Annotated in this window: 21 protein-coding genes; 11 read left to right on the forward strand and 10 right to left on the reverse strand. The window is 35.4% G+C overall.

Annotated elements, in window-relative coordinates:
- Positions 1-17 precede the first annotated feature (17 nt).
- Positions 18-1,649, forward strand: a complete 1,632-nt coding sequence (locus FJA49_RS06260) for a helix-turn-helix domain-containing protein (protein ID WP_139999968.1) — start codon at positions 18-20, stop codon at positions 1,647-1,649.
- A gap of 27 nt (positions 1,650-1,676) precedes the next feature.
- Here the strand turns inward: FJA49_RS06260 and FJA49_RS06265 are convergent, their stop codons facing one another.
- Positions 1,677-2,798 (reverse strand): sensor histidine kinase, encoded by a 1,122-nt coding sequence (locus FJA49_RS06265; RefSeq protein ID WP_139999969.1) that lies wholly within the window; start codon positions 2,796-2,798, stop codon positions 1,677-1,679.
- 736 nt (positions 2,799-3,534) lie between these two features.
- On the opposite strand from FJA49_RS06265, the gene FJA49_RS06270 reads away from it, so the two are divergent.
- Complete coding sequence (locus tag FJA49_RS06270) at positions 3,535-4,323, forward strand: hypothetical protein (RefSeq protein ID WP_139999970.1); 789 nt, start codon at positions 3,535-3,537, stop codon at positions 4,321-4,323.
- A 75-nt stretch (positions 4,324-4,398) separates the two neighbouring features.
- Here FJA49_RS06270 and FJA49_RS06275 read toward each other — a convergent pair whose 3' ends face one another.
- From FJA49_RS06275 to FJA49_RS06310, 8 genes are all read right to left on the reverse strand, one after another.
- The gene (locus tag FJA49_RS06275) at positions 4,399-4,803 is read right to left on the reverse strand and encodes a hypothetical protein (RefSeq protein WP_139999971.1); all 405 of its coding nucleotides are present in this window, start codon (positions 4,801-4,803) and stop codon (positions 4,399-4,401) included.
- Positions 4,804-5,039: 236 nt separating this feature from the next.
- Positions 5,040-6,017 carry an NAD-dependent epimerase/dehydratase family protein gene (locus FJA49_RS06280; protein WP_139999972.1) on the reverse strand — a complete coding sequence of 326 codons (978 nt, stop codon included), beginning with the start codon at positions 6,015-6,017 and terminating at the stop codon, positions 5,040-5,042.
- Positions 6,014-6,835: an SDR family NAD(P)-dependent oxidoreductase gene (locus FJA49_RS06285; protein ID WP_139999973.1), complete on the reverse strand. Its 822-nt coding sequence runs from the start codon at positions 6,833-6,835 to the stop codon at positions 6,014-6,016. The genes FJA49_RS06280 and FJA49_RS06285 overlap by 4 nt, the downstream gene beginning before the upstream one ends.
- Positions 6,836-6,974: 139 nt before the next feature.
- Positions 6,975-8,087 carry a helix-turn-helix domain-containing protein gene (locus FJA49_RS06290; RefSeq protein ID WP_139999974.1) on the reverse strand — a complete coding sequence of 371 codons (1,113 nt, stop codon included), beginning with the start codon at positions 8,085-8,087 and terminating at the stop codon, positions 6,975-6,977.
- Between the two features lie 36 nt (positions 8,088-8,123).
- Complete coding sequence (locus tag FJA49_RS06295) at positions 8,124-9,323, reverse strand: patatin-like phospholipase family protein (protein WP_139999975.1); 1,200 nt, start codon at positions 9,321-9,323, stop codon at positions 8,124-8,126.
- A 253-nt stretch (positions 9,324-9,576) separates the two neighbouring features.
- Positions 9,577-10,479 carry a glycerophosphodiester phosphodiesterase family protein gene (locus FJA49_RS06300; RefSeq protein WP_139999978.1) on the reverse strand — a complete coding sequence of 301 codons (903 nt, stop codon included), beginning with the start codon at positions 10,477-10,479 and terminating at the stop codon, positions 9,577-9,579.
- Positions 10,480-10,553: 74 nt separating this feature from the next.
- On the reverse strand, positions 10,554-13,349 hold the full coding sequence (locus tag FJA49_RS06305) for a DUF7619 domain-containing protein (RefSeq protein ID WP_139999981.1): 2,796 nt from the start codon (positions 13,347-13,349) through the stop codon (positions 10,554-10,556).
- A gap of 125 nt (positions 13,350-13,474) precedes the next feature.
- The gene (locus FJA49_RS06310) at positions 13,475-14,449 is read right to left on the reverse strand and encodes a DUF4421 family protein (RefSeq protein ID WP_139999983.1); all 975 of its coding nucleotides are present in this window, start codon (positions 14,447-14,449) and stop codon (positions 13,475-13,477) included.
- Positions 14,450-14,564: 115 nt separating this feature from the next.
- Between FJA49_RS06310 and FJA49_RS06315 the strand changes: the two genes are divergently transcribed.
- The gene (locus FJA49_RS06315) at positions 14,565-14,912 is read left to right on the forward strand and encodes a DUF2200 domain-containing protein (RefSeq protein ID WP_139999985.1); all 348 of its coding nucleotides are present in this window, start codon (positions 14,565-14,567) and stop codon (positions 14,910-14,912) included.
- Between the two features lie 100 nt (positions 14,913-15,012).
- On the opposite strand, the gene FJA49_RS06320 is transcribed toward FJA49_RS06315, so the two are convergent.
- On the reverse strand, positions 15,013-16,098 hold the full coding sequence (locus tag FJA49_RS06320) for a helix-turn-helix domain-containing protein (RefSeq protein WP_139999987.1): 1,086 nt from the start codon (positions 16,096-16,098) through the stop codon (positions 15,013-15,015).
- A 581-nt stretch (positions 16,099-16,679) separates the two neighbouring features.
- Between FJA49_RS06320 and FJA49_RS06325 the strand changes: the two genes are divergently transcribed.
- The 8 genes from FJA49_RS06325 (at position 16,680) to FJA49_RS06360 (ending at position 26,195) form a co-directional block, all read left to right on the forward strand.
- Entirely contained in the window at positions 16,680-17,690 is a 1,011-nt protein-coding gene (locus tag FJA49_RS06325; RefSeq protein WP_139999989.1) for an META domain-containing protein, read from the forward strand.
- A 251-nt stretch (positions 17,691-17,941) separates the two neighbouring features.
- Positions 17,942-18,547, forward strand: a complete 606-nt coding sequence (locus tag FJA49_RS06330) for a flavin reductase family protein (RefSeq protein ID WP_139999991.1) — start codon at positions 17,942-17,944, stop codon at positions 18,545-18,547.
- 66 nt (positions 18,548-18,613) lie between these two features.
- Positions 18,614-20,917, forward strand: a complete 2,304-nt coding sequence (locus FJA49_RS06335) for an oxidoreductase (protein ID WP_139999993.1) — start codon at positions 18,614-18,616, stop codon at positions 20,915-20,917.
- 79 nt (positions 20,918-20,996) lie between these two features.
- Complete coding sequence (locus FJA49_RS06340) at positions 20,997-21,383, forward strand: four helix bundle protein (protein WP_139999995.1); 387 nt, start codon at positions 20,997-20,999, stop codon at positions 21,381-21,383.
- A 26-nt stretch (positions 21,384-21,409) separates the two neighbouring features.
- Entirely contained in the window at positions 21,410-23,023 is a 1,614-nt protein-coding gene (locus FJA49_RS06345) for an AMP-binding protein (protein ID WP_139999997.1), read from the forward strand.
- Positions 23,024-23,077: 54 nt separating this feature from the next.
- The gene (locus FJA49_RS06350; RefSeq protein WP_139999999.1) at positions 23,078-24,658 is read left to right on the forward strand and encodes an FMN-binding glutamate synthase family protein; all 1,581 of its coding nucleotides are present in this window, start codon (positions 23,078-23,080) and stop codon (positions 24,656-24,658) included.
- Positions 24,659-24,680: 22 nt separating this feature from the next.
- Positions 24,681-25,109: an acyl-CoA thioesterase gene (locus FJA49_RS06355; protein WP_158629455.1), complete on the forward strand. Its 429-nt coding sequence runs from the start codon at positions 24,681-24,683 to the stop codon at positions 25,107-25,109.
- Between the two features lie 105 nt (positions 25,110-25,214).
- Positions 25,215-26,195: a carbon-nitrogen hydrolase family protein gene (locus tag FJA49_RS06360; RefSeq protein WP_140000003.1), complete on the forward strand. Its 981-nt coding sequence runs from the start codon at positions 25,215-25,217 to the stop codon at positions 26,193-26,195.
- Positions 26,196-26,263: the final 68 nt, after the last annotated feature.

The following is a 26,263-nucleotide window of genomic DNA, read 5'->3' on the forward strand; positions in this document are numbered from 1 at the left end:
AGCCTAATTAAAAAATTATGAAAAGAATATTTTCAGCTTTACTCCTTCTCTGCTTGTTTATTACTACACTCAGCGCCCAATCAAATAAAAAGGATATAGACAAATTATTACAGGATGGCAAACACTATTTAAAATTCACTAGTGATACCGTAAAAGGCTTTAAGCTCTTGTCTGAGGCAAAAGAAGCTTCTAAACGTATCGGATACAAAGAAGGAATTGTAGCGAGTGAAGTGGCATTAAGCTTTTTTCATGTAGGCAGAGGTGATTATGATAAAGTAATTGAGATTGGTTACAAAATAGAGCCGCTGGCATTAGAGGCTGAAAATTACACATTACTTTCAGATCTGTATAGGCTTAGAGCTTTCTCGCATGGGCGATTGGGAATAAGCGAAAAAAGCTATAAAGAATTTCAAACTTCTTTAAAGTATGCAAAAAAAATACCTGAAAAAAACCTTCGTCATCACAGAACAGCTTTCGTTTATGAAAACATGACCCTCTATTTTCAGCGGACAAACAAATCTCAGGATAGCATTTTATATTATTATGAAAAAAGTTTAGAAGAAGCGAAAAAAATACAGGACAATAACCCCGATGTTACATTAGATGCTAAATATGATATCATTGCTAACGCAAACGGAAGTCTTGGACGGCTATATATGTTTTATCCTGACGGGCCAAGAATGGATCTTGCAGAAAAGTATTTTCTGGATGCCCTAGAAATACACAAAAACGAAAAGTATAAGATTCCCCTCCAAAGCAAAATGTTATTATTGGTTTATTTAAGCAACTTTTATAATAATAATGGTGATCCTGATAAAACAATAGAATATGCGACTAATGTCCTAGAATTAGAAAGAAAAGTAAATTCGCCTTATGATAGGGTGGACGCTTATGAACTATTGTCGGCAGCTTATTTAGAAAAAGGTGATAAGACACTTCTTTCAAAATATACAGCATTACATGAAAAACTGATTGATAGTATTAGCGAAGCTGAAAAAACAAGCATTGATGCGCCTGTAAATCAAATCGTTTCGCAGGAGAAAAAGAAACATACTACTACGATAGCAATAATTGCCGGAGGCATTATTGTGGTTATAGCTTTAGCTGTAATTCTATTCTGGAAAAGAAAGAACAGGATTTTACACAAAAACTATGAAAACCTAATTGAAAAACTAAAGGCTGAAAAAAGGCCGGAAGCCCTTATTGAAGAAGAAAATTATAGTAAGACTTCATCAGATAAGCCATTTACTATTACAGAGGAAACTGCTGATGCCCTACTCTTAAAACTGGAGAAGTTTGAAAGATCTAAAAATGTCATTAAAAAGGAAGTTAGCCTTACTTGGTTAGCTAATCACTTGAATACCAACACACGATATCTTTCTGAAGTTATAAAAAAATATAAAGGAAAATCATTTAACAACTACATCAATGGCTTAAGGATAAACTATATTGTAGAATTGCTTTATGAAGAACCCAAACACAGGGAGTATAAAATAAGTTATCTTGCAGAGTTATGCGGTTTTTCCTCAAGAGAAGTATTTACAACTATATTTAAAAAAGAAACAGGCATATCTCCCTCCTATTTCATCGATCATTTAAAAAACGACATCAATATAATTTACGAACAGGAAGTAGATAAAGTTGTTTAGACTTATTGTTGTTCTTATTGCTAGTGATTAAGCCACAATCTTTGAAGGCGTTCTTTCCCTATCAATTGATCCGGATGGAACACCATAACTGAAAATAGTACCGCCTGTATTGCGGTTTTCAGCCCAAATCCGTCCACCAAGTTTTACTATAAAATCTTTACTAAACGAAAGTGCGATACCTGCGCCTTGATGTGTTGAACCCGCCTTATTGCTTATAGAAAACAGTTTTTTAATTTGATTATCTGATAGTCCTGGTCCTTCATCTTTTACAGAAATTATAATTTCGTTCCCGGTTTTGAAGGCATCTATAGCAATAGTTTTCCCTTTTGGAGAAAATTTTAATGCATTCGACAATAGGTTTCTGTTTACGAATTGCAGCATTTCCCTATCAGATGTAGCTAAAATTCCATTGGGTATATTATTAATAACCGTAATACCTTTTTCATTGAGCTGCACATTGTAGCCGCTAATAGCTTCGTCAAGTAGCGAACGGATATTTACGGTTTCCATATTGATTTTGAATTCTCCAAGCTGGCGTTTGATCCATTGCAGAGTAGCATCAAAATTTTCCAACGTTACTGAAATATCGTTGCTTATGGCCATATAAAAAGATTCTTTTTCGGATTGAGTAAGTAGTTCCGTATTTCGTTCCAGCAAACGCATCATATAAAGCGTTGAAATAAGAGGTGAACGGAAATCATGCGCCAGTATAGAAACCAGGTTTGATTTAACTGCATCAGCTTTGGATAAGGAAATGTTTTTATTTTCAATGACCTCATATAATGCTGCCTTCTTTTTATAATCATTTCTGATTTTATTATAAGCACGAAGTAATAGCAATAGCAGAATACCACAGGTTACTAAAAAGAAGATCAATATCATGATAGCCCGTTGTGATACTTTCTGCGATTGTTCGAGATTTCTATTGTTTTCCTGTAACTGATTATAATGCACGTAATAATCGGATGTAACATTGGAAGTAAGAGCTGTTGCACTCGTAAGAGGTACTTGCGAGGTTAAAATACCTTTGTTATTAGCAACGACCTCCAACTGGGTAGAACCATTAGGCATTTCTGTTCCAATCCCAACCTGTCCATAAGCGCCACAAGCTCCCATAACAAATAATAAGGTTAGAAATTTGTTGTTCATCTCTGATTTATTTTAAGGTTAAGTTTGTTCGATTTGTTAATTCTATACTGATGATGCCCTAAACAACAATTATAAATAAGATGGTTTGCTTTCAAATTATGAAAGAACATTCTCAAACAAACAAGATGATAAGGCTGATGGGGTAAGTATAGATAAGTGGTGTACTAAAAAATAAAAACTGGGGGACAGGAATTTAAATAGTAGTTGCCCAAAAGACCTTAAGTTTATTGGCTTATCCATAATTTGGAACATTTCTGCAGTTGTACACTCAATTTTCTAGCAGGTAGCAACAGCTTTAAGTTCCAATATCGTTTTATAGGCGAAATAATATATGAATGACTGTTACCTTACAAAGAAAAAAAACAGGACGGACAAAAAATAAAAACGATAAACGCATATATACACGTGTAGCAATATTATTTATAAACCATTGAATATGAGTTTTTTTTAAATAAAAACATATTGCGAAAACGATTTGAATCAAATGATATTTAGAAGTGAAAAGTTTTTTCTAAGTATGCACGTGTAATTAAAAAAGTAAATTTTTTAATAATTGTTTGCTAAGAGAAAAACTATTAAGTATTGTCTGCCCATAATGCATATTTGTTAAAATTATAAATATTTAACCACGGTAAAACCATTCCTTTTATATTTATTCTGAAATTGGAATAATCAAATAAGTAAGATGGTGTCAGCACGATAATATGCTGAGGACGCCGGCAAACATTTAATCAACATGAGTGATACAGTAGTTATAATTGTTGGAATCGTTATTGTATTTTTCTTCTGGAAAATAATGACTTTTGAAAGTAAAAGCGAAACTGAAGAAATAAAGAGGTTAAAAGAAAGTTTAGCAGATGAATTTATTTATGATCCTGAAACAGGAACAAAAATAACTTTAGAACAGGCTGAGTCCGGGCATTGGATTCCACATAATAATTTAGATAGAATAAAAGATTCTGATGAGATAGAACAATTTTACCATGGCCCCGAAAAAGAAGCTGAAGAACTTAAAAACTATATCAAAAAAAATGGATTTACATATAAAAAGCTAACAAATAAGCAATTGGAACTGCTTGAAAAAACGGAAATCTTATCTAAATATGATGATTGGTCGTATTCAAGTTCCTTTTTAAATGATAAAGGAAATTGTTTCGTGTTTTTTCCCGCAGTTGAAATAAACACAAGTAGACATGAGTTGGGTTATCACGAATCACAAATTATGTTTTGGATAAAAGATGAACAACTATCGGGTCATTATTATTTTAGAGAAAAAACAAGTTTTGAAACCTTAATTGATCTATTCAGAAATGACGATGAAATTAAACTTGATAATTACGAGAGTTTTACAATAAGAAAATCAAATAACATTCGCTACATAATTAAACTTCTAAACTTTTTTAAAGATGAAAAGGAATTAGAATTCGAAATTTGTGATGATAGTTTTTTTATTAAAACGCTCTCCTATCCCAATATGGAAGATTACTTAAGAATAGAAAAAATTATAAAAAAAGTTAACCAATAATAGATTAGAAAAACAGAAATAGTAAGCAAAGAATAAAGCTTAAAAGCAGCTGTTTTGTCAAATTTATATACCCTTTTACTTAAATTTTGTAAAATCAATCTCTTCATTCAAAAACTCTAAATCAATAAAATAATTTTCTTCATCAGAATCATTAGGTACATATACGCTTATATAGTCTCGCAATCTTAATTTAAATTCCACTACAGTTTTATCCATATCAACAGTAGTTGAAAATTCTTTTGTGATTTTTTCACCCTCTCTGTATTTACATAATATCTTAGTTCTATGTAAATCAACTAAATCCTCTCTTTGTGAATCTTTAGATATCCATTCCAAAAAATTTTCATTTTCATCTTCATTTGACAATAAATAGCCTGATGAATTCCGATCTACTTTTGTGTCAAAATTTATAATAACACAGTCAATAGATTTGATTTTTATTTCCTTCCAATTATTACGAACTTCTTCTACAAATTCCATTTTGCTATTTTCTCTCCATGTATTAATTTTTTTCCCAGAATGTTTACTCCAGAGGAAAAATAAGAATAACACAATTAAAAAATATATCCAGGCCATTTTGGTGTCATTGCAACAATATAGGTAAAAACTTTTATTACCTATTTTTACAAATATACCGAAAAGATTGAAAGAAAAAAGCTAAGCAAAAAAAGAGAAATGTAAACACGTAACCTTACTGATATCCCTTTTTAAAATACTTATTTTAAAACATTCTCCGACTTAAAATAAGACACAGCATCCTGCACAGCATTATCAATAGGTCGATATTGGATTCCCAGTTCTTTCACCGATTTCTTATTGGTAAAGAAATTATCCTGACACAGAATACGCATATTAGTCAGGCTCATACTTGTTTGCAATCCGAAGAATCTTGCGCAGTTACCTCCATATCCAAGCATATGAAGTAGCCATTTAGGTAGCGGTATCATAATTGGCTGTTGATTAGAATATTCGCTAAGCAATTCAAAAAAAGCTTTATAGGTCAAATTGTTATTGGCTAACAGGTACTTTTCTCCGTTTTTTCCTTTTTCAATACAGGCAATAATTCCTCTTGAAACATCTTTGACATCAACAAAGTTTTTACCTCCCGGCGGATAAAACAGGATGTGCTTCTTCCATCCCATCAAGATTATTTTACCGGAACTGGGTTTCGTATCATAAGCGCCAAGCATAAAGGTTGGGTTTACAATAATTATGTCCATATTTTCTTTGTTCTGTAAAAGGAAATTCTCTGCCTCCAGTTTGCTTTTGGCATAATACGATTCGTTAAACGGAAAACGTACGGCTTTATCTTCAGAACCCAATTCGAAGAAGTCACTATGCCCTACTGTATTTGCTGAACTTACAAAAACAAATTTCTTGACTGACCCTGATTCAAGCGCAGACTGAAACAAACTTACCGTAGCCTCACAATTTGTTTTTTGATAATCGGAATAGTGTAATAAATCCTGCCTGGTTTCAGCCGCGATGTGGATAACCACACCACACCCTTTCATGTAAGGAGTTAAGTCATCAAACAAATTTCCTTTTATCAATTCCAAATACGGATGCTGTTCTCCTTTATAGTTATCCGGATTTCGGACTAATGCCTTAACCAGCCAACCATGAGAAAGCATTTCATGTACTAAGTTTGTTCCTAACAAACCATTGGCACCCGTAACAAAAACTGTTTTCATACTTCTACACTTAATTCTCTTTTTATCGACCGTGTCAATAGCGGTAATTTTATCCAGATTGGAAGAATAATAAGCATGAGCCAGCTTATTCTATTGACCATGATTACCGTATCTCGTTTTAGGAGTTGCTGGATACAGTATTTTGCCACAGCATCCGGATTAAGAAGCGTCAGTTTTCCTAAGAAGCCTTGTTTTTCAATTCGTCGGGTAATCTCAGGACTTGTTTTCATCGCACCCGGATTCACAACGCTGACAAAGACATTGGTGCTTTTTAGTTCTTCGCATAATCCTCTGGAAAAAGAATGCACGAAGGCTTTAGAAGCAGGATAGACCGTTTTGTAGCCAATAGGGCAAAATGCCGCCATACTCGATACATTCAGTATATAAGCCTTCTCTACTTTTTTCAAATTTGGAAGCAATTGATGCGTTAATAGTGAAGTGGCCATTACATTTACCTGTATAATTTTGCTGATATATTCAGCCGAGGCTTCATCAAATCTCCTGCTACCGCCAGTTCCGGCATTATTGATTAGCATAAACACAGAAAAGTTTGCATTAACCCAAGCAGCAAAATCCAGTACGTTTTCTTTGACAGACAGGTCCGTTTCATAACAAAAAACGGGTACGCCATATTGTTCTGAAATTTCGGATGACAGTTCGGAAAGTTCTTGTCCCGGGAGACTCATCAAAATAAGTGGAATATTATTTTTAGCCAGTTCATAAGCAAAAGCCCTTCCCAAACCCTGGCTGGCTCCGGTAACGACAGCATATTCTGTTTCATTACCATGTGCAGTTGTTTCATTATTCTTTAGTAGCATGATTATCTTTTTTTGTCAAAAGTATACTCTGGCTACTGCTAAAATGTTTGGATTTATAGAAGCGAACTCCTTTTTTACATAGAACTTACATCTTGTAAATCACTCTAAAATAAGCACTTAAAAAACGAAAAGTTCCATTTTATAAATTGGAACTCTTTTTTTTAAATTCTGAAGGTGTAAGATCAGTAAATTTTTTAAAAGTGATATTAAAAGATGTCTTGGAATTAAATCCCGACTCAAAAGCAATTCCTAAAATAGAGAGGTTATTGTTTTTACTATCACCCAACAATTGTTTTGCTTTTTCAATTCTATACTTATTGATAAACTGAAAGAAATTTTCATTAAATCCTGTGTTGATAACATAGGAAAGCTGGTGTGGGGTCACTCCCATCAGTTTTGCCAATTTTATCAAATTTAAATCCCCGTCAAGATATGGAGCTTCAGATTCCATAATTACCAATAATTTTTGCTTTATAAGTTCTGTTTCTTCTTCACTAAGCAATCTGAATTTTTGAGGTTCACTGGTTTTATTTTCTTCGTCTAGCGAAAAAACACTTTCTGCTTGTTGAGGTTCTGTAGGATAAACTTCTTCTTGTTTTAACGAATAATAGGCAATAAAATAAATCGCTATCAGGAAAGCGAAATTCATATAGGTACTTGGCCTTTCTGCAGTAAATATGATATTATATATCGTGATTATAATTCCGGAACCCAGTATTGTGTAAGCAATATATTTAAGCCAATTTAGACTTATCGGATAAGTATCTGAAGAAAACTGCTGAATTTTTTTCTGATGACGGTTGATCATCTCACAGGAATAAAGTGCATAAAATAAACTCTGTATAAGCATAATTACTGTAAGCCATGTAGTAAGGCTATTTTTATCAACCTTGTCATAAAAGAACGACAACGACAATAAAACTAAAAACAAGAATGCTAACGGCAGATGTTTTGCTTCTTTAAGAGAAAATGAGAATGTTGGATTTGTAAAATAAACAACACTATAATAAAATGTGAGCGGAGTAAAAAATTGCAGGAAACTCAAAACGAATGAAAATGACCGGCTAACGGTTTGTATTCCAAGAATATCCAAAGCTTCATCAACCCAAAAAGTACCCCATAAAAATAAAAACAATCCCAACCATATATTTGCTTTCTTATTGACCTTTAACGGATTGAAAAGCACCAGCATGGTTAATAAGGCAAAACCTCCTAATAAGAAAATTACAATTAATCGGTCAATATACATCATGGATAATTAGGGCTTTTAGGTTGTTATGCATTATGTTTACGATTTCCAATCGCTTATGCCGTCATTATATTTTACGTGTCCAAAGCTAGGCAGTAACTCATTATCTCTGGTAATGGAATATTCTATAGGTTGGTTGGGTATTTTTCCTTCTTTCCAGTTAGCATAACATTCTTCCAATTTTTGAATTTCTTCGTCTTTAGTCAGGTTCATATCCATACGATATAGCGTATTCAGCAGTTCTTCAACTTCCGGAAGCGTATTTTTATCCGTATGAATCATAGGCGAAAGCCTTACAAACCGTTTCAATTGAGTCGGATCCAGACCATTTTTATATTCTTCACCAAATAGAAACATCAACGCCACATAGTTCGACCAATCTGGCGGTTCATATAATATGGTTTTTGCCTGATTTACAATTGCCATTTTAAAAAACTGCAATTGCGGCTTCCATAACCAGAACTTATATTTTTTAAAACGTTGTTCTATAGTTATCTGTTTGATATCGTAAAACTTCTTTTTATCATCATTTGACATTGATTTATTAGAAGTTCCCAAAGAAACTAAAGTGATGGAATCTTTTGGTACTCCGGATTTTATGGCTTCAATGACTCCGGCAGCAATTGGATTGTTAAATCCTCCCAAGGCTCCATCCCATAATTCAAAAAACACTCCTGAATTCTTAGCTTTAAAACGGGCAGGAAAATCAAAATATTGTATCGGAGCGTTTGAAGATCCATGAATGGCTTGTGTGAGCTTTACTGAATCATAATATGGTCCGCTGCCATACGACCGGAAGAATTTTGCCCTGTTATTCAAGGCATCATAGGTACATACAATCAGTTTTAAGTCCGGTTTTCCAATGAAATCAGGAAGCTCGTTCATTTGTCTTTTAGCCGATTCTACAAACAACTTCTGAAAAGCTTTTCCTTTTCTTTTGGAACTGTATTTAGGTCCTATGCTCTTGATATAATCAACCGGAAAAAAACGTTCCCAAAATGAGTTCTTGCTAAAAATTTTTTCTCTGATTTTTTGTTCCTTGAATAGCGCAATGGCTTTGTCTAAAGGCCAATCCTCTACCAAAGCCGCTAAGATAATGCTGCCGCCAGAATTAGCAATGACCATATCAAATTCTTTGAGAATTGCATGGCCTGTCTTATCGGGATATCTGTCTTTTAAGGTAAGCAATTGCAATAAGGACCAGCTTCCGCCTCCATCGAGCGATAGTATTTTATACATCTTGGTAGTTTATGAGCCTCTAATTTAGCTATAAAAATAAACGCTTTTCTTTATTGAATCAAAAATTAGCCAAAAATAATGTTCTGTATTGTGTCTTTATAAGTGATTGTTTTCACTCAAAGACACAGAGCCGCAAAGGATTAAATGCAAAAATATATTCTCGTGTGAAGTTTCAAATAGTTAATCAAAACGAGAGTTTACCATTTACTATAAAACATAAATACTTAATAATTAAACATTTGAATGTATTTATTTAAAGTTTTTTTAATACTCTTTCAGGATAATCAGTAATGATACCATCTACTTTCAATTCGATCATTTTGTCGATATCTTTTTCGTCATTTACGGTCCATGGAATTAGACGCAGGTTCATTTTTCGAATTGAATCTATCAAAGCTTGATTGACTTGTCCGTAATGTGGGCTGTAAATTTGAGGCTTAAAGTCTAGCTTCGCTAAATTTTTCGCAAGTCCGCTATCTCCTGCTAAAAAAGCAATTGTTATATCCGGATATTTTTTATGTAATACATTTAGTATTGTTGGATCAAAAGATTGGATATTGCTTCTATTCTGAATTCCTTTCTTTTTTACGATTTCCATAACCATCGTAACAAATACATCTGGTTGTGGCTGAGATTTGCCATATTGTTCTGCTCCTGACTTAATTTCTATATTATAACGTATTGGTTTGTTGGGTCTGTGTTTAGCAGTATATGCTTCGATATCGTCAATCAATTCTGTAAATAACGGCTTATAAGCCTTGAATTTTTGCTGCTCAGGAAAATGTGCATTTCCTTTTGAACCAATATCAAACTTCCGAATGCTGTCGTATGTCATATGATATAAGTTATATGATTTTTCCTTTTCACGGGTAACGGGCTGGCCATTTGGAAACGATACGTATTCAGACGACATAAAAGGCTCATGTGAAACCACTACTTTTTGATCTCCGGAAATAACCACATCCAATTCAATCACATCGGCACCTTTGTCTACGGCACTACGAAAAGCTTCAAGACTGTTTTCTGGAAAATGACCTCTATCTCCACGATGGCCTTGAACTTCAATGCCTGATGGGTTTATGGCAACAGTATGGGTTGTTTTACAAGAAGCAACTGCTAATAATGCAGCGAGAAGAAACACTGGGTACTTTTTCATTATTTTGTACTATATATAGCGAAAGACTATGCCATTCTCTACAAATATACAATTTTACCCTTATTTTATTTTGTCTAGTATTTTATAAACTTGCGGGTTGCAATTCCTTCATCTGAATAAATTTTGACAATGTAGTTTCCTGAAGCCAAATCTGATATATCAAATGCATTGGAGCTGTCGCTATTGTTAGAAATCATCATTACAGGCTGCCCCATCATGTTATATATGGCAACAGATTTCATTTGCAATTCATCTTTATTGGTAATGGTTAAGATGTCTTTTGCCGGATTTGGAGAAATTGTAAAACGGCTTGAAAACTCATGATCTTTGTCACCAAGTGAATCAATTGTGGTTACTACTCTTTCCGTCATGACCGGAAGGTTAAAATCAAAATAAATACTGGCACCGTTGCTAAAACTGTCTCCCGCTGCCAATGATGACTTCGTTTTGATTTTAAAAGCAATATACCCATCATTAATATGATCATAAAAAGGAAGGTCGATGTCTTTAAAAACAAATTCAATCGTATTGTTATCGTCTACTTTGGTAATAAAAGTATGGCTGCTTTCTATAGGCGAAAGACTTGTCATATCAAAACGATCCACATCGATAAGATCTTTTACCACGATATTTTTTGCAACAAAATTACCAGTATTCTCAAATCGGATAATATAATGTATGTATTGCCCTATGTAGGAAGTAGAAACTGAAAGTCCTTGCAGGCAGGTTTTATCGTTTGGATCAAAAGAATTGACAACGGTCTGACGCAATATAGCCAAGTTGTCTTCCGGCGCAGTATCTAATGAAGTAGAAGAAGTTATAGTAGCCTTATAATTAAGAATATCACCGCTATTGAGTGCCGGACTGTCAGCAGGAGAATTCAATCTAAAACGCAAAGGAATAGTACGTGATTCAAAAGGTTTTAAGTTTGAAAATGACCATGATAAACGTTCCGGATCTTGTGATGCTTCTGAAAGTGAAAACGATTCTGGATATACTGCGGTATTAAACTGTAACTCAATAGTACCAGACTGTATGTTGGTTCCTTTATTTCTATACGAAATAGCATAGTTACTAGTATACCCGGGCACGGCATCTCCCAAAGGCAATATGGAAATTTCCAAATCAGCATATTCTCCTTTGTGTTTCAGACAAAAAAGCTGTTCAAAAGGTTCTTGTTGCTCAGAAGAAGTATAAGTAACGCTGGGAGGCGAAACCTCAAAATAATTAGGATTAGCCAATAATGGAATAATGGTAGTATTTCCGTCCAGCAAAGGCAGGTTATATTGCCCGCTTTTATCTGAAAAGTATATTGTTTCTGTTTCTCCTTGGATTACTTTATAACCGGCAAAAGAAGCGGCAATATCCTCTGAATCACAACCATTTCTATTAAAATCAAAAGTAGTATTACTTTTCACGATGTTAAAACGACCGCCTGGCGTAAAAGAACAGTATGAATTGACTTCACATTCAAATCCAGACCTTACAGCAAGCTGTGTTTTTATTGTATTAATTTCATCTTCATCGGCACAAATATAACGGAGATACGGTGTGTTTACCAAGGATTGTTCTAAGGAGACTGTATTGTCTTTACCGTTTTTCACAAAAAGTGAAGTTAGCAACGGATTTGATTCAAAACTCAGTATTTCGACACCCGGGCATTGGGAAATATCCAAAGATTGCAATCTGTTGCCATTAAAGCTAAGCGATTGCAGTCCTTCATCAGCTATTACTGTTAAGGCACTTGTTAGCCCATAATTATTACATGATAAAGATGTGAGTCTTTCAAAACCACGCACATCTAACAAAGTCAAAGGATTGTTCCTAAAGTTAAGGCCTCTGATACTGAGCTCTCGGCAACCATAAATCCTGAGACTTTCCAGCTGATTGTATGCAATACTTAACTCTGCTATAGACGGACAAGAAACCGTTAACGATGATAGCTTGTTATTGTCTGCAATCATGCTTACCAATTCCGGATAGTCAACCAGGTCATTAAGCGAAGCTACTTGATTATTCTGCATTAATACTCGTTTCAGCCTATTTAACCCTGTAAGATTCAAAGATGTTAGTATATTATTAGAACAATTGAGTTCTTCTAAAGCTATCTGAGTTGACAGATTTAGTTGTCTCAGTTGATTGTTATTACAATATAGTTTTTTGATAAAATTTCCAGCCAATTGTAGTAATCCCAATTGGTTATTATTGCATTGCAGATCACGAAGTCTAGTCTGCCTGGTTAGATCAAGAACGGTTAACTGGTTAAAGGAACATTCCAAATCGCGGAGACGCAAGCATTCTGAAAGCGCTAGAGTAGCAATCGAATTATAAGAACAATAAAGATATTCCAAATTAAGAGAATTGTTCACGTTTAATGAAACCAGATTATTATGCTGGCAGTCAATAAAGTTTAGACTTGGATTATTCAATACCAAATTCTCCAATCTATTATTGGCACAGGAAAGGCTATACAGTTTTGGACATGGAGTCAGATCTAACGAAACAATTTTATTATCTGCACATTGTAAAAAAGTTAACAAGGGCAAATCTGATGTTGGAATAGAAACTAACTGATTATTATTACAGATTAAAGTAGTAATTGCATCAAAATATTCAATACCTCTAAGGTCTGAAATAGCAGCAGAAGACACATTCAGATAATTGACAACCATAGCTTCAGTAACTTCAATCTCACCATTCCTATTACTATCAATACGAATATATTCCCCTTGCCTGTTTTTGGCAATCTCATTACTGGCATCAGCTGCCAGCAATTTTGCTTTAAAATTAGCATCGGGTATATAAAGCCCTTGACCATACATGCCCTGCCATAAGCAGAACACCAGGAAGGCATAATATAACTTTTTCATGGGGGGTATATTTGCGCAGTGTAAATATATCTTAAAAAATCATAAAAAAACATATTTTAAAAAGTTAACATAAAGATTTTTTAACAATTTACACAATAAGCAGTCATTTAGATTGCGAAATCTGTTTATTTCTTCTCAAATAAACTGCTAATACGTTTTGGAGCCTTAAAACGATATCCTATATAAAATTCCAGGAATTGCTGCTGATCTTCTACATGAATTAGGCTTTCGGAACTATAGGAAAATGAGTTCAGACTTGTGGCTGCTCCGGCAAAAAAGCGTTCTGAGTTATAGCCTGCTGTTAGCCGGAATTGCGCCTGAAAAGATAAACTTTCTGAAATTTCATGTGGAGTACCATCACTGTAAATGGTTTTCGTACTGTTGAATCCCAAACCACTATATGTTCCAGCCGATATAAGAAATTTATTGTGTATGATCCAATTGTAATAATATCCCGGTCCTATAGCGATATCAAAAACATGGTCTTTGCTTGGATTGTTGTTTTTAATCTGCGTAAAATAATAACTAATGCTAGGCACAAAACTGCCGGCACTTTTTTGCTGCCATTCACTTTGCAGGAAAATGGCCCGGAATGAAAAATCCGGATTAAAGACATATGAAGTACTCCCTCCTATTTTTTGCACCTGAAAATGAGGAAACAGAATGTTATTTTCCAATCCAACATCATTTTTATCTATATAAAAGCCTTTAGTTTTGGCATATTGTAGTTCTTGCATCCATTGGCCAAAGTAGAGTCTTGTTCCTAAATTATAAAACTTCGTATGGCCTTTGATAGCATCATCCTTATTAAAACGGAGAAATTCAGGAGTATATCCCAAATCTACTTCAATGAATTTATAAATCAGCGTTAGTGTTGATCGTAGCCTCTGATTTGGAGACAAAGTAAAATCCAACCGACTTGTTTTATCTTTAATACGGAAGGAATTAAAGCTGTTGCTAAGTCCAAGTCGCAGCTTAATATAGTCGTCATATTTTTCTATACTCTTCTGAGGCTTTTGAACAGGAAGCGTATCTGCTATCTGTGCCTGACAGAAAAACGTATAAAAAATAATAAAGAATATGGCGTATTTTTTTACCATTTGCTGCGTCACTTCTTTTTATGCAAGATACTAAATTAACGCCTCATAAATAAGTCGGTTTTTTTATATTGTCTGTATTTTGTAATTTGCAACTAACTAACAAATAGCCTCAATAATGAATAATGTCCGAGTATTTAAGATGTCTTTTGCTAGTGTTTATCCGCACTACATCCATAAAGTAGAAAAAAAAGGACGTACCAAAGAAGAATTGGATACCGTTATTTTTTGGCTGACTGGATATGACAAAAAAAGCTTGCAGCAAGTAATTGACCAGAAAACAGATTTGGAAACATTTTTTGCTGAAGCGCCTCAAATCAATCCCAATGTTTCTAAAATCACAGGAGTCATCTGCGGTTATCGTATTGAAGATATTGAGGACAAGCTTATGCAACAGATTCGCTACATGGACAAGCTAGTAGATGAATTGGCCAAAGGAAAAGCAATGGAAAAGATTTTAAGGTAATAAATAATACGATAAGTTCATTAGAAAGCTTTAAGACTTTTCAACTATAGACTATAGACTATCAACTATAGACTATCAACTATCAACTATCAACTAAAAACTACTTCAGGCCTTTTCTAAATTCAGAAGGCGTTTGTTGTGTCATCTTTTTAAAGATAGTATTAAAAGAAGTCTTGGAATTAAATCCTGATTCATAAGCAATACCCAGCAAGGAAAATCGGCTCTTCTTTTCCGACAGTAGCTTTTGAGCCTGCCTTACCCTATACCCATTTACAAACTGAAAGAAATTTTCATCAAATCCCTGATTAATTAGATATGATAGTTGGTGTGCACTCATATCCATTAGTCCTGCAAGTTTGATTAGGTTAAGTTCACCGTCCAGATAAGGTTTTTCCGTTTCCATCAAAAATGTCAGTTTTTGCTTCAGGCTTTCTAATTCAGTGTCAGAAAGTAATTTTTTCTTTCCTTCAGACTCTGCATCCTTTGTTTCTATTTCCAAGAGCTCTTTCCGTTGAGCTTCATCTAACGGATAAATTTCTTTCTGTCGTAGCGAATAATAAGATGTTAAGTATACAATTACCAAAAACAACAAGTCCATTACCATATGTTCGTGCCGTTTTTCAATAAAGATATTATACAGTTCATACGCTTCCGTAATAATAATGGTCACAAACAATAAAGAAGTTACTTTAATTAGCCATTGCAGACTGATGTTTTCTGTATTAGAAGAAATCGTTTCTATTCTCTTTTGGTGACGCCGTATTTTAAAATAGACAATAGCAATGTAAGGCAGATTATGTGAAATAGGAATCATACTATAGACTATACCATGCGGCGGATCAAACATCAAGGCAATATAGATGACCGGTAAAATCAGGCAAGCCAAGTCGGCCTTTTTGAAAACGTAATTTGGATTGATAAAAAAAACTACGCTAAAATATAGAAATAGAGGCGTAAATATTTGTAGAAAAGAAACAACCTCAGTCAAAACAGTTCCAACTTGCAAACCACACAAAGCTGTAACATCAAAAAGCCAGAAGCTTGACCAAAGAAATAAAAATAGCCCAAAAAACAGGTTGGCTCTTTTGTTTACGTTCATCGGATTGACTAACACAATAAACGACTGCAGAACCAAGCTGCCATATAATAGTACGACGATAAATTTTTGCAATTCCGCAGCAGGCATTTTTAAGGCTTTTAGATGAGTAAAAATAATGATTATTGAAGTAGGCTTATAAAAAAGCTGCTTTTTTTATAGTTAGAAAGAGTTAAGAATGAGAAAGAATATGCAGTTTAATTATTAATATAATCAATTAATCTATTATTTTTAACATTAATTGAATTTTATATTTTAACTTTTTCTAAAAATAAAATTTATTTGTTACATTTGCTACATGAATGATTTTAATGCTAAAAACGAGACATCGTTGTGGTGATTCTATTTCTAGCTTAAAATCTATGTACCCAAACGGGCATAAACACTAAAAAGCTTTTTAAGGCGCTATATGTTGATCAGGCAAAAATAACACTCCCACTAACGCCCGGACAACATTCATTATTTTTTTGTATAATTCTAATAACTGCGAAAACTGCTTTTTCTTTAACTAACTGAGGGCAATATCTTTATAGCTTTCTTTTTGTTTGCTCTAGCTTATATACGTTATTTTTAGTACAATATTAACTCAGATTACTTACCTATATCAAAACATTGGCTCGATTTATGCCTGCAGACAATAACAAATTAATAATCTAATAAAAAGTAAAAAAATGAAACTACAGTTTATACTATTATTTTTAGGTGCAAGTACTTTGACCTTCGCACAAAAAACCATTACCATGAAAGTAAAAGAGAACACTGTTCCATGTGTAGGTGTAGCTCCAATGGATTGTATGCAAGTAAAAGAAGGCAATGCTAAACAATGGAGCAACTTTTACAGTACTATAGAAGGTTTTAATTACCAACCTGGATATGAATACAAATTAAAAGTAGTCAAAACCAAAAGAGAAGGCAATATACCTGCTGATGCTTCAGCCTACACCTACCGTTTAAAAAAATTAGTTTCCAAAAAACAAGTCAAGACAATAGATGCCAGTTATTTGAATAAAAAAATGGTTTTATCTCAAATGAACGGCAAAAATAGTAGCAACGGTAAGATCTATTTGACTATAGACAATACCAAAAATAGCATTTATGGAAAAAGCGGCTGTAATCGTTTTAACGCTGGCTACCAATTGAACGGTAACCAGATTCAAATAAACCTATTGATGGGTACGCTGATGGCCTGCGACCCAGAAAGCATGCAATTAGAACAAGAGTTTAAAACTACAATTGAAAAGAAAAATTTCGAAATTCATGCAGAAAAGAATACTGTTCATTTTAAAGATCCAAAAACAAAAAAAGTAATCTTAACCTTTGCCATTCCTACAGAAAATGAACTGTGGACATTTATTGACGGTAAAAAATGGAAATTGATACAAATGGATCACGTAGGTAAGGACTATGGTAAAGCAAGTTTGCAATTTGACATAAAAAACAAAAAAGTATCCGGAAATAGCGGTTGCAATAACTTCTTTGGTTCTTATACTGCTACTGCTGATCAAATTACTTTCTCCCCTTTAGCTGGTACAAAAATGGCTTGCATAGATAAGGATGCTGCCAGTACTGAAACAAAAATGCGAAACCATCTTTCTGAGGCAACATTACGTTTTGATGTTGCTGAACAGACCCTTAACTTTTATAAAGACGATAAGTTAGTAATGATGTTTGGAATACAATAAAAAAAAGCCGTCTCAATAATTGAGACGGCTTTTTTTTAGCTTTTTATTTATTCTTGTAAAAGAAAAAAAAAGAATATTTTTCAGATGACTTTACCTGTAAGTGTTTAACAAGGACTAAAGAAACCTTAAATTTATTTTTTATAAATCCAACATCTTCATTTTTACACTATTCCTAATTTTACCCTCTTAAAAATACATACCCTAAAAAATAATTCTAAAAATTTCCTTTAATTTGTACAAACACAAATAAAATGGAATTCAATCCTGACGAACTCGATCAAAAAGCCATCTACAAACTCATCAGCGGAGCTGTTATTCCAAGGCCTATAGGATGGATATCCACCATTAGTGAAAACGGAATTCATAACCTTGCCCCATTCTCATTTTTTAATGTTGTAGGTGATGATCCACCCCATGTTATGTTTGCAACTGCTCACTCTAATCAGCAGAAAAAAGATACTCTTGCCAATACATTAGCTACCGGACAATTTGTTGTAAACCTGGTCACTGAAGATATTGTTGAAGCCATGAATACTACAGCGCAAACAGTACATGCTGATATAGATGAGTTTGAACTTGCCGGCCTTACTCCCGTTCCTTGCGTCAAAGTAAGTCCGCCAAGGGTTAAGGAAAGTCCTATCTCTTTTGAATGCGAACTAGTTCATCATTATTCTCTTGAAGGACATAAATATGGTGGAGCTACTGTTGTTATTGGCAGAGTCGTGATGTTTCATTTTGATGAAAAAGTACTGCTTGATGACCATAAAATCAATATGGAAGCATACAAACCCGTTGCAAGACTTGCCGGATCAAACTATTCCAAATTAGGAGAAATATTTGTAATAAAAAGACAATAATAAAACGAAGCCTACCCTGGCAGGGTTTTGAACCCTGCCAGGGTTGTGGTTTAAAAAATATACAAAATGAAAATATCCGTAATTGGCGGTGGTCCCGGAGGACTCTATTTTTCTATACTTGCCAAAAAGGCCAATCCAGAGTTCCAGATTGACGTTTATGAACGTAACAAAGCTGATGATGCTTTTGGATTTGGTGTGGTCTTTTCAGACGAGACATTGAGCGAATTTCTTTCAAGGGATCCAAAATCTTATGAACTGATCCGAAGCCGTTTTGCCTATTGGGATGACCTCGATATTGCACGCGACGGTCAAAAAGTTCGCATCACAGGAAACGGGTTCTGCGGCTGTTCCCGAAAAACATTACTGCAACTCCTTCAGCAAAGATGCCAGGAAGAAGGTGTTGTTTTGCATTTTGAGCACGCAGTAGATAACCTTACACAATTCAAAGATTCTGATGTAATTGTAGCCAGCGATGGTATCAATAGTCTGTTTCGAGATAAACAAACTACTGATTTCGGGACAACTTCTGTATTGCAAAAAAACAAGTTCGTATGGATGGGCTCTACCCGTCCATTAGATGCTTTTACTTATTTTTTCAGAAATACACCTTATGGCCCTATTGTCGCCCATACGTACCAATACGAAGAAGGAAAAAGTACCTGGATATTTGAAACTTCACCAGAAACATGGGAAAAAGCAGGTTTTGTAACTGAAGATGAAACAGGCACTATACAAAAGCTATCTGAGTTTTTTAAAGAAGAATTAGACGGACATGGACTGATTTCGAACCGATCACACTGGAGAAATTTTCCGGTTATCACAAATACTGCCTGGCATAAAGATAATGTCGTACTTCTGGGTGATGCAAAAGCTACAGCCCACTACTCCATAGGTTCGGGAACCAAACTCGCCATGGAATGTGCTATTGCACTGGCCGATGCTATTACCGCTCATCCAAACGACATTCGACAGGCTTTTCACGCTTACGAACAAAGCCGTCGTAAACGGGTAGAAATGATACAGCACGCAGCCAAAGTATCTTTGGAATGGTTTGAAGACATGGACAGGCATATTCAGCAGGATTTTCTGCCGTTTGCCTTTGGTGTTATGACACGTTCTAAAAAGGTTACCTTAGAAAATCTTGCTATTAGGGATGCCTCTTTTACAGATGCTGTCCTTAAAGATTTTAATAAGTCGATAAATAATTCAGAAAGTAAGACACCTCCTGCCTTCACACCTTATCAACTTCGCCAAATGCACGTGCAAAATAGGATTGTGATGGCACCAATGGAACAATATGCAGCCCAAGGCGGATTAGTCTCCGACTGGCATCTGGTACATTATGGAAGCCGTGCCATAGGCGGTGTAGGACTTATACTTACGGAATCTGTTGCAGTAAGTGAAGAAGGAAAAATTACTTTAGGTTGCCCACTTATAAGTTCTCAAAAACAAATAGATAACTGGAAAAAAATAACTGATTTTGTTCATCAAAACAGTAAAGGTAAAATAGGAATACAACTTGGGCATTCGGGCAGAAGAGGTGCTGTAAAACGCCCTTGGGAAGGTCATGATGTATCGATTGAATCTCCATGGAAACTCCTTGCTCCTTCTCCAATATCTTATAACGATAAAATGCCGGCTCCAAAAGAAATGGATAGGCAAGACATGGAAAATGTTATCACGCAGTTTCGCCATGCAGCGAAAAATGCAGAACAGGCCGGATTCGACATGATTGAACTTCAGGCTAATCATGGTTATTTACTAGCGTCATTCTTATCACCTCTAACTAATAACCGTAAAGATGAATACGGAGGAAGTGTGACTAACAGACTCAAATTTCCTCTGGAAGTATTCCGTGCCGTACGAGAAAGTTTTGATACAGACCGTCCTATTTCTGTAAGGATTTCAGCAAGCGACTGGGCAGAAAACGGTATTACTCAAGAAGATGTATTAGAAATAGCAAAAGCATTCCAACAGGCCGGAGCCGATTGTATCGACGTATCCTCAGGATATACTGTAAATTATCAGAAACCTGCTTACGGAAGAATGTACCAGACTCCGTTTTCGGATGCTATACGAAATTCTATAGGAGTACCGGTCATTACCACCGGAGCCATACAAGATATCGACCAGATTAATACAATCATACTCAACAGAAGAGCTGATTTGGTAGCTTTGGGCAGGCCGTTATTACTTGACCCAGGCTTTGTAAGGAATGCTCAAGCTTATGAACAGTATCCTGCACAAGACATTCCGAATGCCTATGAAGCTGGAATTTCACATCTTTATCCTTATAAATTAAGCGAAAGAAAAGCCGCAGAAGGAATGAAGAAAGCGTTAAAGCCAGAAAATCACAAAATTAAGAATTAGGAATTACGAATTTCAAATTTTCACTCACTCCTAATTCCTAATTCGTAATTTATAATTATAAACCTAAATAGTATCCGCCATGAAAACTGAAAACATCATACAAACTAAAAGTTATGCCTTTGCCGTCAGGATTGTTAAGACCTATCAATTTTTAGGTCAAGAAAAGAAAGAATATGTAGTAAGCAAACAACTCCTAAGGTGTGGTACCTCAATTGGAGCCAATATTGAAGAAGCCTTAGGAGGTCAATCTCAAAAAGATTTCTTCGCTAAGCTTTCAATAGCTTATAAAGAAGCTCGAGAATCCCATTATTGGATTAGACTTTTAAAAGATACAGGTTACCTAACTGCCATACAACACGAAAGCCTGCTTAAAGATGCAGAAGAGTTATTAAAAATAATTGGATCCATACAAAAAACAATACGAAATAACACACAACCCAACAAAAACAACACTACGAATTCCTAATTCGTAATTTAAAATTCGTAATTAAAATGTACCAAGATAATTTCGCACTAAAGCACCTGCCTTCTCAAAAGCTACAACCGGAGTATATATATGACCATCCGGATTTTCAGCTTCCAGAGGATCTTAACTGCGTAGAAAAACTATTGGATTCTCATATTAAGGAAGGGCGTGGGCATCATATTGCCATGCGTACTTTTGAAAAAAACTGGACCTATCAGGATTTATATGAAAAGGCCAATCAAATTGCCCATGTATTAGTTGAAGATTTAGACTTGGTTTCTGGCAATCGTGTACTGATACGTGCTGCTAACAATCCAATGTTTGTGGCTTGCTGGTTTGCCGTGCTCAAGGCAGGCGGTATTGTAGTAGCAACTATGCCTTTACTGCGCGAAAAAGAACTTGAAGTCATGATTGACAGTGCTGAAATATCACATGCTTTTTGCGATTATCGTCTGGAAGAAGCATTAGCTTCTGTAAAATCACCTTTTCTTAAGCAAGTTATTACGTTTGACGGCACAGAACAAGGCGTATCAAAGCTTGAAACGCTAATGCACAACAAACCTAAGGAATTCCAGAACTTCCCAACAAAAGCAGATTCGGTTTCCCTTATTGGTTTTACATCGGGTACTACCGGAAATCCAAAAATGACCTCGCATTATCACAAAGATATACTTCTTATTTGCGAAGCTTTTCCTAAATATTCCTTACAGCCCGTTCCTGAAGATATTTTTACTGGCAGTCCACCATTAGGTTTTACTTTTGGTTTGGGTGGACTTGTCCTCTTTCCGTTTTACTTCGGAGCATCAACATTCCTTATTGAAAAACCGAGTCCTGAACTATTACTGGAAGCCATTCAAAACCATAAAGTTTCAATCGTATTCACTGCTCCAACAGCCTGGAGAGTATTAACTACCAAAGTAGCGGATTATGATATTTCGTCACTGCGTAAATGCGTTTCTGCTGGTGAAACCTTACCTGAAAAAGTCTGGGAAGACTGGTATGAAGCCACTGGTTTAAAAATCATAGACGGTATTGGAGCAACAGAAATGCTACACATTTTCATATCTTCTAACGAAGAAAACATGAAAAAAGGTGCTACAGGCCTGCCAATACGAGGTTATGAAGCCCGAATTGTAGACCGTAAAGGCAACGAATTAGGAGCTAATGAACCTGGCAGGTTAGCCGTAAGAGGGATTACCGGTTGCAAATACCTGAATCGAACCGACAAGCAAAAAGAATATGTACAAGATGGATGGAATCTTACCGGTGACATCTTCCGTAAGGATGAAGACGGTTATTATTGGTTTGTAGCCCGTGGTGACGATATGATTATTTCTTCCGGTTACAACATTGCAGCCATAGAAGTTGAAAGCGTATTACTCAAACACAATGATATATCAGAATGTGCTGTAGTAGGACTTCCCGATGAAAATCGAGGTATGTTGGTATGCGCTTATATAGTTCTGGCTGATAAATCCAAAGCTTGTGATGAATATATAAAGACCTTACAGGACTGGTTTAAAGAAAATGCAGCACCTTATAAATATCCAAGAGAAATTCGTTTTATGGAACAGCTTCCAAAGACGGAAACAGGAAAAATACAGCGATATAAATTAAAGGCTTTTGGCAAGGGAAATTGAGTAAAATTCACTAATATTATCCTTGATAATTTCTTTTAAAAAACAAGCAAACTAATGAGAAAAGTATTTGTAGTATTAAGCATCACGGTATTGGCCATTATCGGTATAATGAGCTATATCAACTGGAAATCCAGCTTCCTATTGCTAATATTCATCCCTTTGATAATCATGGGATTGTATGATATGTTCCAGTCCAAGAAAACAATCCGACGAAACTTCCCTCTTGTTGGAAGAATGCGTTACCTTTTGGAATCTCTAGGTCCAGGCGTACGCCAGTACTTTATTGAGAAAGATCTTGACGGAAAGCCTTTCAACCGTTTGGAGAGAAGCCTCGTTTACCAACGAAGCAAAAAAGAGACCGATTCTAACCCGTTTGGTACCCAATTAGACATTTACGAAATAGGCTACCAATGGATTAACCATAGTATCAAAGCTATTCCGTTCTCAAAGGTCGATAGCAATCCAAAAATTAAAATTGGATCTTCCCAATGTGAAAAGCCATACGATGCCAGCTTATATAATATCAGTGCCATGAGTTTTGGTTCCCTAAGCCGTAATGCGATACAGGCACTTAATTCAGGTGCTAAACAAGGTGGATTTTATCATAATACAGGTGAAGGTGGCCTTTCGCCTTACCATTTAGAAGGCGGCGATGTAGTTTGGAATATTGGTACAGGTTATTTTAGCTGTCGTGACGAAAATGGTAATTTCTCTTATGAACAATATGCAAAAAGAGCTGTTCTTGATAATGTAAAAATGATTGAGATTAAATTCTCACAAGGTGCTAAACCGGGACATGGAGGAATATTACCAAAAGAAAAAGTAACCGATGAAATTGCAGCTATACGTTTGGTAAGTAAAGGAAAAGATATTCTTTCCCCGCCTACCCACTCTGCTTTTTCAACTCCATTGGAATTGATGGATTTTATCAAGCTATTGCGAAAAGGCTCTGGCGGTAAGCCTATAGGTATGAAAATCTGTATTGGAAACAAATCAGAATTTATTTCCATTTGCAAAGCCATGGTAGAAACAAAAACGTATTTTGATTTTATTACTGTCGACGGTGGCGAAGGTGGTACTGGTGCAGCTCCACAGGAATACTCTGATCACGTGGGTATGCCATTAAGAGATGCGTTGGCCTTTGTATACGATTGCCTTGTTGGCTTTGGCGTCAAAGACCAGATCAAAATTATCTGCAGTGGCAAGATCATTACAGGTTTTGATATCATTAAGACATTAGCTACTGGTGCTGATCTTTGTAATTCAGCCAGAGGAATGATGTTCGCTTTAGGTTGTATTCAGGCTTTGGAATGTCATGCTAATACTTGTCCTACTGGAGTCGCTACACAAGATCCTAGATTGGTTAAAGGATTGGTACCGGAAGAAAAGAGTGTCCGAGTGGCTCGTTTTCAACATGAAACAGTCAAAAGTGCTATGGAACTTATGGCTTCTGCCGGAATCTGCCATCCGGATGAAGTTGACCGACATGTGGTTAGTATGAGAGTTGACAGAACCAAAATCCAAACCTTTGCTGAAACCTATCCAGAACTTGAAAACGGTAGTCTGCTGAATGAAAATACTGTTCCAGAAAACTTCATTTCTTTTTGGAGAAAAGCTACTGCTGCAAGTTTTTAAATATTATAAAGCCATAAAAAATATGAGCAATCACTTTATTAAAGAAGAAAAAATACGTTTCCAACACGTTGATTACGCCGGAATTGTTTTTTATCCTCGTTTTCTTGAAATGCTAAACGCTTTAGTGGAAGATTGGTTTGAAGAAGCCTTGGAGCGTCCGTTTGTCACCATTCATGAAACTAACGGTATCCCGACGGTCGATTTAAAAGTACAGTTTAAGAAAGCTGCCCGATTAGGAGAAATCCTAACCAAACATCTATGGGTAACAAATCTGGGGAGCGCTTCAATGGTTTGCGGTTTCCGTTTCGAAGACGAGCAAGGGAAAACCTGTCTTGAAGGCGAAGTTACGCTTGTGAATGTAGCTATCAGCAAAAATCGGGAAAGTATCAAATCCGAGCCTTTTAGTGAAGATATGAAACAGAAAATAACACCCTTTTTATTTAAGGAATAGTTGATAGGGAATAGACATCTTAGATAAACAAAAATCATAAATCTAAAATCAAAGAATTTAGACAAACAAGAGCCAAAAATCATAAATCATAAATTCATCAATAAAATGGAATTTCCAAAATTTAAAGCTGCTGCAGTACAAACCGCTCCTGTATTCCTAAATGCACAAGCCACGACAGATAAAGCTGTAGCATTCATCAAAGAAGCTGCGAGAAACGGAGCCTCTCTTGTTGCTTTTCCGGAAGTTTTTATTGCGGGCTATCCGTATTGGAACTGGATTATGACACCCGTACAGGGCAGTAAATGGTATGAAGTTTTATACAAATGTTCCATAACAACAGATGGCCCTGAAGTACAACAACTGTGTCAGGCTGCCAAAGAACACAATGTGCATGTTGTTATAGGAATCAACGAAAGAGGAAATAGCTACGGAGAAATTTATAATACAAACCTGATTATAGATAATAACGGAGTACTTATTGGAAGACACCGGAAATTGGTGCCTACCTGGGCTGAAAAACTTACATGGACAAGCGGCGACGGTTCTTCCTTAAAAGTATATCCTACTGAAATAGGTCCAATTGGGACATTAGCCTGTGGAGAAAACACAAATACTTTGGCTCGATTTACCTTGCTTTCGCAAGGAGAATTAATCCATGTCGCTAATTATATTTCCCTACCGGTAGCACCACCCGATTATAATATGGCTGAAGCAATAAAAATACGCGCTGCTGCCCACTCTTTTGAAGGAAAACTGTTTACGATTGTTTCCTGTTCTACAATTTCTCAAGAAATTATGGATGCTTTGAAAGAAGATGTGCCAAATGTTCAGGAATTACTAACAAGGAAAAACTCTGCTTTCTCTGGAATAATAGGTCCTAACGGCGCTGTAGTTGGAGAACCATTAATTGATGAAGAAGGAATTGTTTATGCTGATATTGACCTATCAAAATGCATCCAGCCAAAACAGATGCACGACATATTAGGTCATTACAACCGTTTCGATATTTTTGACCTTAGAGTAAATGTTGCACCAACAAGAAAGATTACCTTTATAGATAACCATGAAGAGTTTTCTAAAAAATAAAATATAACCCTGCCAGGGTTTAAAACCCTGGCAGGGTAAGACGAAAATAAAAAATAAACGCCATACAA

It is taken from the genome of Flavobacterium microcysteis (assembly GCF_006385255.1).
Classification (GTDB): domain Bacteria; phylum Bacteroidota; class Bacteroidia; order Flavobacteriales; family Flavobacteriaceae; genus Flavobacterium; species Flavobacterium microcysteis.